This window comes from Nocardioides sp. (genome assembly GCF_036401255.1).
Classification (GTDB): domain Bacteria; phylum Actinomycetota; class Actinomycetes; order Propionibacteriales; family Nocardioidaceae; genus Nocardioides.
On record NZ_DASWVI010000414.1, the window covers coordinates 20,959 to 28,553 of the forward strand.

A 7,595-nucleotide genomic window follows, 5' to 3' on the forward strand; every position below is an offset into this window, starting at 1 on the left:
CTCCACTCTGGCACGGTCGGCGCCGCCCGGCAGGGCTACTTGTCGGCCTCTTCATGCGCTTGTCGGCTGTTGCAACCCCCGACAAGCGGAGGAATCCCCGGTCCACCGGGGATTCCTGCACGCCTCAGCCCTCGGACATCGGGATGCGCACGCCCCGCTCGTGGGCGACCTCGGCGGCGCGGTCGTACCCGGCGTCGACGTGGCGGATCACGCCCATGCCGGGGTCGTTGGTGAGCACCCGCTCGATCTTCTGGGCGGCGAGGTCGGTGCCGTCGGCCACGCAGACCTGCCCGGCGTGCAGCGACCGGCCGATGCCGACGCCGCCGCCGTGGTGGAAGGAGACCCAGCTCGCGCCGGACGCGGTGTTGACCAGCGCGTTGAGCACGGCCCAGTCCGCGATCGCGTCCGAGCCGTCGAGCATGCCCTCGGTCTCGCGGTACGGCGAGGCCACGGAGCCGCAGTCCAGGTGGTCGCGGCCGATCACGATCGGGGCCTTCAGCTCACCGGAGGCGACCATCTCGTTGAACTTCAGGCCGGCTCGGTGGCGTTCGCCGTACCCGAGCCAGCAGATCCGGGCGGGCAGCCCCTGGAACTGCACCCGCTCGCCGGCCATCGTGATCCACTTCCGGAGCTTCTCGTCCTCCGGGAACAGTTCGAGGATCGCCCGGTCGGTGGCGGCGATGTCGGCCGGGTCGCCGGACAACGCAGCCCAGCGGAACGGCCCCTTGCCCTCGCAGAACAGCGGTCGGATGTAGGCCGGCACGAACCCGGGGAACTCGAAGGCCCGGTCGTAGCCGCCCTTGCGGGCCTCGTCGCGGATCGAGTTGCCGTAGTCGAACACCTCGGCGCCGCGGTCCTGGAACTCGACCATCGCCCGCACGTGCACCGCCATCGAGGCGCGGGCCTCCTTGGTGAGCCCCTCCGGGTCGGCCGCGCGCCGCGCCGCCCACTCCTCGAACGGCACCCCGATCGGCAGGTAGTAGAGCGGGTCGTGCGCCGAGGTCTGGTCGGTGACGATGTCGATCGGGGCGTCCATCTCGAGGAGCCGCGGAAGCAGCTCGGCGGCGTTGCCGAGCACACCGATCGACAGCGCCCGGCGCTCGTCGCGGGCCTGGACCGCCAGGGCGACGGCCTCCTCCAGCGACGGCGCCTCGACGTCGAGGTAGCGGTGCTCGATGCGGCGCGCGATCCGCGACGGGTCGCACTCGATGCAGATCACCACGCCGTCGTTCATCGTGACCGCGAGGGGCTGGGCCCCGCCCATGCCGCCGAGGCCCGCGGTCACCGTGATCGTGCCCGCCAGCGTGCCTCCGGCCACCTTGTCGGCCACGGCCGCGAACGTCTCGAACGTGCCCTGGAGGATGCCCTGGGTCCCGATGTAGATCCACGACCCGGCGGTCATCTGGCCGTACATCGTCAGGCCCAAGTCCTCGAGCCGGCGGAACTCCTCCCAGTTCGCCCAGTCGCCCACGAGGTTGGAGTTGGCGATCAGCACCCGCGGCGCCCACTCGTGGGTCTTCATCACGCCGACCGGCTTGCCGGACTGGACGAGCATCGTCTCGTCGTCGGCGAGCGTGGTGAGCGTGCGCACCAGCGCGTCGTAGGCCTCCCAGGACCGGGCCGCGCGGCCGGTGCCGCCGTACACGACGAGGTCCTCGGGCCGCTCGGCGTTGTCGGGGTCGAGGTTGTTCATCAGCATCCGCAGCGGCGCCTCGGTCTGCCAGGAGCGGGCGGTCAGCTCGGTCCCGTGGGCGGCACGGATGGGCAGGCGGGGGTTCGGCGTCTGCGTGCGATCGGACATGGCACCAGTGAACGAGGTACGCCGGAGCCACGCCAGACCCGGCCGACCGGCCGCGTCTCGCATCCGAGACGCGACCCGTCGCCTGCTGGGCCGTTCCCGAGCGGTCCGGCCCGGCGCGTCCCCACGGTTTGCGGCCGCGCGCCGCAGGGTAGGTCGTCCTTGCTCCGTCCCACTCCCCAGGAGGCCCGGGTGTCTCGACTCCTCACCGCGCTCTGCGCGCTGCTCGTTGCCGCACTCCCCGTCTCCGCCGTCTCGGTCGGGTCGGCCACGGCCAGTGCGCCGGCCGAGCGGGCCGGGGCGACGCTGACGGTCCAGGCTCAGGTCCAGGGCGACATCAGCCCCGTCAACCCGGGACTGATCGGCGCCAACCAGCGCTGGTTCGACGACGCCGACGGCGCCTGGCGGATGGCGGCGGGGCAGATCGACCTGGGGATCGCCGAGCTGATGCGCACCATCGGCATCGAGCGGATCCGCTACGCCGGCGGCACGGTCGCGAACATGTGGGACTTCGACGCGGCGAAGTCCGAGACGCCCACCGGGTGCCAGACCAGCGGCGGGTTCGCGGCCACGCCGTTCTCGGGGATCGACGAGGACGAGCACGGGGTGACGCGCAACGGCTACACCCTGCCGCAGCACCAGCGGTTCCTCGACCAGGTGGGCTCGGGGACCAACCTGATGATCCCGATGGTGAACGCCACGCCCGAGCAGGCCCGCCGCTACGTCGAGGCCGTGGCCGCCGGACTACCCGACGACCAGCACCGACTGGCCGTGGAGATCGGCAACGAGCCGTATCAGGACATCCAGCGCTACTGGCGCTCGGACGACGACGCCAAGCGCCTGGACCAGTACATCAACGGGGGGAGCCAGCGCCAACCCGACATCGCGAAGGGCGGGTACCGCAACAGCCTCAGCCTGTTCGCCGCGGGGACGTGCGACCTGCTCAGGCCGGCGGTCGTGCGGGGCGCCTCGGACCGGACGTTCCGGCCCCGGTTCGTCCCGTTCCGCGCGAACCGCAACCTCGCGATCCGGGTCACCACCGCCCGGGGCTCGGCCACCTGGCACTGGGTGCAGCAGCTCGGCCCGCGACACGCTGGCGAGCGCGTCTTCACCACCGACGGGAGTCCCGCGACCCGGGTGGTGTTCGGCGACGGCGCGAACGGCAAGTCCCTGCCACGCGGCGCGACCTTGGCGTTCGCCTCCGACTACGTCGTGGTCGACCAGCCCGGGTTCGACGACTTCTACCGGGCGCTCCACCAGGCCGAGCTGCCCGCCGGCATCCAGCTCGACGTGTGCTCGTCCTGGGCCAACAGCCTCGACTTCGTCACCAGGATGAAGAAGCTGGACCGGCCCTACGACTGCCTGGCGGTCCACTCCTACTCCTCGATCGGTCCCCGCGGCTCCGACCAGGACCGGCTCGGCCGACTGATGACCGCGGCCACCGAGCGCGAACGACACCTCGGTGCCTTGCGGTCGGCCATGACCGCCGGCCACCCGGCCCGGTACCTGGCCGTGACGGAGTACGGGGTCCTCAACTCCGAGAAGACCATCAACTACTTCATCGACGACCTCTACCGGGCCCGGTTGATGCTCGGGCAGGTGCGCAAGGGCGTGCAGGTCGGCAACATCTCCAACTTCGGGACCCTGTGGTGGCGGAGCGCCGCCGGGCCGGTGCGGTCGACCAAGGGCTACCTGGTGTCCTGGCTGCACGAGCTGGCGGGCGAGGACGTCCACAAGATCACCACGACCAACGCCGCCGGCATCGATGCCGTCGCGACCGGGGACGGGGGAACCATCCACCTGTACGTCGTGAACTACGGCAAGTCCGACTGGAGCCCCACGCTCGACATCCCCGACCCCGGTGACCACTGCGTGACCAAGGACTGGATGCAGGCGGGCCCGGGCACCAGGACCGAGCCGACGGACGACGGCACTCCGAACGTCCTGCACAGGTCCCCGGAGCCCCGGACGTGGGCCGACGGCACGGCCCTCCGGATGAGGTTCGGGGCCGACTCGGTCAGCCTGGTCACGCTCGCGCCCGGCGGTTGCTGAGGCACCTCCTACTGCAGGTCGCCGATGACCTCCTCGGCCGCGGCCAGTACGGCGCCCGAGCCCACCAACCCCACGACGGCCTCGATCTCGGGCGAGAGGTGACGGTCGGGCCCCGGGCCGTCGATGCCCGAGGAGCGCAGCAGCGCGATCACCGCGCCCGTGGCCGGCGAGGGCTCGAGCGGCCGCCGCAGGTCCAGGGCGCGGGCCGCGGTGAGCACCTCGATCGCGAGGACGCGGGTGAGCCCGTCGACGGCGCGGCGCAGCTTGCGGGCCGCCGACCAGCCCATCGAGACGTGGTCCTCCTGCATCGCGCTGGACGGGATCGAGTCGACCGACGCCGGCACCGCGAGGCGCTTGAGGTCCGAGACGATCGCGGCCTGGGTGTACTGCGCGATCATGTGGCCGCTGTCGACGCCGGGGTCGTCGGCGAGGAACGGCGGGAGCCCGTGGTTGCGGGCCTTGTCGAGGAAGCGGTCGGTACGCCGCTCGCTGATCGAGGCCACGTCGGCCGCGACGATCGCGAGGAAGTCCAGCACGTAGGCGACCGGTGCCCCGTGGAAGTTGCCGTTGCTCTCCACCCGGTCGTCGAGCACGACGGGGTTGTCGATCGCGGAGGCCAGCTCGCGCGTCGCGACGGTCGCCGCGTGCTCCACGGTGTCGCGAGCCGCGCCGTGGACCTGCGGGGAGCAGCGCAGGGAGTAGGCGTCCTGCACGCGGTTGCAGTCGGGGCCCCGGTGGGAGGCCACCACACCGGAGTCGGCGAGCAGCGCGGTGAGGTTCGCCGCGGAGAGCGCCTGGCCGGGATGGGGCCGGATCGCCTGCAGGTCGGCGGCGAACACCCGGTCGGTGCCCAGCTGCCCCTCGACCGACATGGCGGCCGCCACGTCGGCGGTCCGCAACAGCATCCGGAGGTCCTCGATGGCCAGCACGAGCATGCCGAGCATCCCGTCGGTGCCGTTGATGAGCGCGAGGCCCTCCTTCGCGGCGAGCTGCACCGGTTCGAGCCCGGCGGCGGCCAGCGCCTCCGCGGCGGGCAGCAGCGTGCCGCTCGCGTCGCGCACCTCGCCCTCGCCCATCAGCGCCAGGGCGCAGTGGGCCAGCGGCGCGAGGTCGCCGGAGCAGCCCAGCGACCCGTGCTCGCGGACCACCGGGGTGATGCCGTGCTCGAGGAGCGCCGCCAGCAGCCGGGCGGTCTCGACGCGGACCCCGGTGTGGCCGGTGGCCAGGGTGGAGAGCCGCAGCAGCATCAGCGCGCGGACGACCTCGCGCTCGACCTCCGGGCCGGAGCCGGCGGCGTGGGAGCGGACGAGCGAGCGCTGCAGCTGGGCGCGCATCTCGGCGGGGATGTGCCGGGTCGCGAGCGCACCGAAGCCCGTCGAGACGCCGTACGTCGGCGTCTGCGCCGCCGCGAGCCGGTCGACGACCTCGCGCGCGCGGGCGATCGCCGCGAGCGCGTCCTCCGCCAGGCGGACCGGGGCGCCGTCGCGCGCCACCGCGCGCAGGTCGGCGAACGAGACGGGGCCGACGCCGACGTCGACCGGACCACGGGCCACCTGACTCATCTCGCCGTTCATGCCCGCCATCCTCGCGTCCGGGGACGTGCACCCACCAGGCCGCCCGCGCCGTCAAGGGTCTGAGATACGAGACACACAGCGCCGTTGAACGTAACGGACCCGGCCCGCGGCCGTTGGGCCCTGCGGGGAGGCATCGCGGCGAGGGACGACGCGGACCGGGCGGACGCCCGGGGACGGCCGATCCGACTCAGGAGGGAGACAGCGTGACCCAGCACGCCGGCCAGGACCCAACGGCCGCACATCTGTCTAGACAAGGGGGTGCGACCGCCCGCTGGCGGGCACGTGGCCCTCGTACGCCCGGACGTACACCCGGAACCCGTGGGGGAGCTGCCATGAAGCATCGCCGTACCGTCTTGTCGTCCGCGATCGCCGCGGGCCTGATCGTCTCGTCCCTGGGCGCGTTCGGTGCGGCCTCCGCCGCCCCCGCGCCGACCACCTCGACCACGTCCGACCGGACGGCGGCCAAGGCCTCGAGCGACATCGCCCTCAAGGGCTACGCCTACGGCACCCGCGTCGTCGGGGGCCAGGTGCCGGCGGGCTCGGGCATGACCGCGTTCACCGTCATCGGCTGCACGGGCAAGGCCGGCATCACGCGCGGCAACGTCGTCGCCGATGCCGACCTGCAGGGCAGCGGCAACGTCTCGGGCGTCAAGACCGAGCTGTGGACGCGCAACGTCGACGGGGCCCTGCACTCCTACTCGCGCAGCACTACCGCCGAGGTGGTCCTCGCCGACTCGCCCCTGGGCTCGCTCAGCATCCGCGGCGTCACCTCGCTCTCGCACGCCTGGCACGACGCCAAGGGCTTCCACGCCGCGACCGAGAGCAGCGTCGGCAAGATCGTCTTCACCCCGCCCGTGGGTGACCCGCAGGTGCTGGACCTCCCCACGCCCGGGCAGCCGGTCGAGGTCCCCGGCCTCGGCACGATCTACCTCGGCCAGGGCGTCAAGACCGTCTCCGGCTCCGGTGCGACCGCCCGCGCGGTCGCGCTGCGGATCGACCTGCGGCCCTCCACCGGCAGCGAGGTGTACGTCGCGCGCACGACCGCCCAGGCGCTCGCGGGCGTCAAGTACGGCCGCTTCGGCGGCTACTCCGCCGGCACGGAGGTCAACGCGCTGGACGGCACCATCACCAGCGGCCGCAACCCGCTCTCGCTGATGCCCTGCCAGGGCACCAAGGGTCAGGTCCAGGGTCGCGACGACGCCACCGTCGACCTCGGCGGCCAGATCGTCGCCAACGGCGTCACCAGCCGCCAGTGGGGCAAGCGCTACGCCCACAAGAGCGTCGCGTGGGAGCGCGGCGCGGTCGCGGGGCTCAACCTCGGCGGCGGCCAGCTGGTCGTCGACGCGGTCGTCGGTCGGGCGAAGGTCACCCGGACCAGCGGCGGCAAGCTGATCCGCAGCACCGACGGCACCAGCCTGGGCACGATCACCGTCAACGGCGAGCCGCAGTCCTTCCCGGACAGCGGCGTGATCGAGATCCCCGGCCTCGCCAAGCTCGAGCCGAAGGTGGTCACCAAGGTGCCGGGCGGCCTGAGCGTCGTGGCCCTGCGGATCACGCTGCTCGACGGCACCGGGGCCGTGATCGACCTCGGCGTCGCGAAGACGACCATCCGGCCCTGACGGGCCACTGAGGAGCCGACGCTCCACCTCACCCTGCAAGACGCGGCGCCGACCGTCGTACCGCTGGGCCAAGACTGGGGTCCATGACCCTGGCAGCCTCGCGGTACGACGTCGGCGCCGCGCGTCGTTGGGCGATGCTCGGCGCGAGCACGCTCGCGCAGGCGGCCACGGCCGTCATGGTGCACGGTCCGGCGTTCTTGATCCCCACGCTGCACGCCCAGGGGATGAGCCTCACCGAGGCGGGCCTGGTCGCAGCCGCGCCCACGCTCGGGGTGATGCTCACGCTGGTCGCGTGGGGCGCGGTCACCGACCGGCGCGGCGAACGGTTCGTGCTGCTCTGCGGCCTCGGGGTCACCACGGTCGCCGGCGCGGCCGGCGCCCTCACCGACGGGACCGGCCGGCTCGTCGCCGCCCTGTTCCTGGCCGGGGCGGGCGCCGCCAGCACGAACGCCGCCAGCGGCCGGGTCGTCGTCGGCTGGTTCCCGCCGCTGCGGCGGGGTCTGGCGATGGGTGTGCGGCAGATGGCGCAACCGGCCGGCGTGGGCGTCGCCG

The 7,595-nt window shown here is 73.0% G+C and carries 5 protein-coding genes; 3 read left to right on the top strand and 2 right to left on the bottom strand.

Annotated elements, in window-relative coordinates; genetic code table 11:
* Window positions 1-124: 124 nt before the first annotated feature.
* Entirely contained in the window at window positions 125-1,801 is a 1,677-nt protein-coding gene (gene hutU, locus VGD85_RS19235; protein ID WP_331065041.1) for a urocanate hydratase, read from the bottom strand.
* 189 nt (window positions 1,802-1,990) lie between these two features.
* Between hutU and VGD85_RS19240 the strand changes: the two genes are divergently transcribed.
* Window positions 1,991-3,850, top strand: a complete 1,860-nt coding sequence (locus VGD85_RS19240) for a hypothetical protein (RefSeq protein WP_331065042.1) — start codon at window positions 1,991-1,993, stop codon at window positions 3,848-3,850.
* An 8-nt stretch (window positions 3,851-3,858) separates the two neighbouring features.
* Here VGD85_RS19240 and hutH read toward each other — a convergent pair whose 3' ends face one another.
* A complete protein-coding gene (hutH, locus tag VGD85_RS19245) occupies window positions 3,859-5,403 on the bottom strand; it encodes a histidine ammonia-lyase (protein ID WP_414690839.1) in 1,545 nt (514 codons plus the stop codon).
* A 353-nt stretch (window positions 5,404-5,756) separates the two neighbouring features.
* Between hutH and VGD85_RS19250 the strand changes: the two genes are divergently transcribed.
* Both VGD85_RS19250 and VGD85_RS19255 read left to right on the top strand, forming a co-directional pair.
* Window positions 5,757-7,043 (top strand): choice-of-anchor P family protein, encoded by a 1,287-nt coding sequence (locus VGD85_RS19250; protein ID WP_331065044.1) that lies wholly within the window; start codon window positions 5,757-5,759, stop codon window positions 7,041-7,043.
* 83 nt (window positions 7,044-7,126) lie between these two features.
* Window positions 7,127-7,595, top strand: a 469-nt coding sequence (locus VGD85_RS19255) for an MFS transporter (protein WP_331065045.1), incomplete at its 3' end; no start/stop codon positions are given.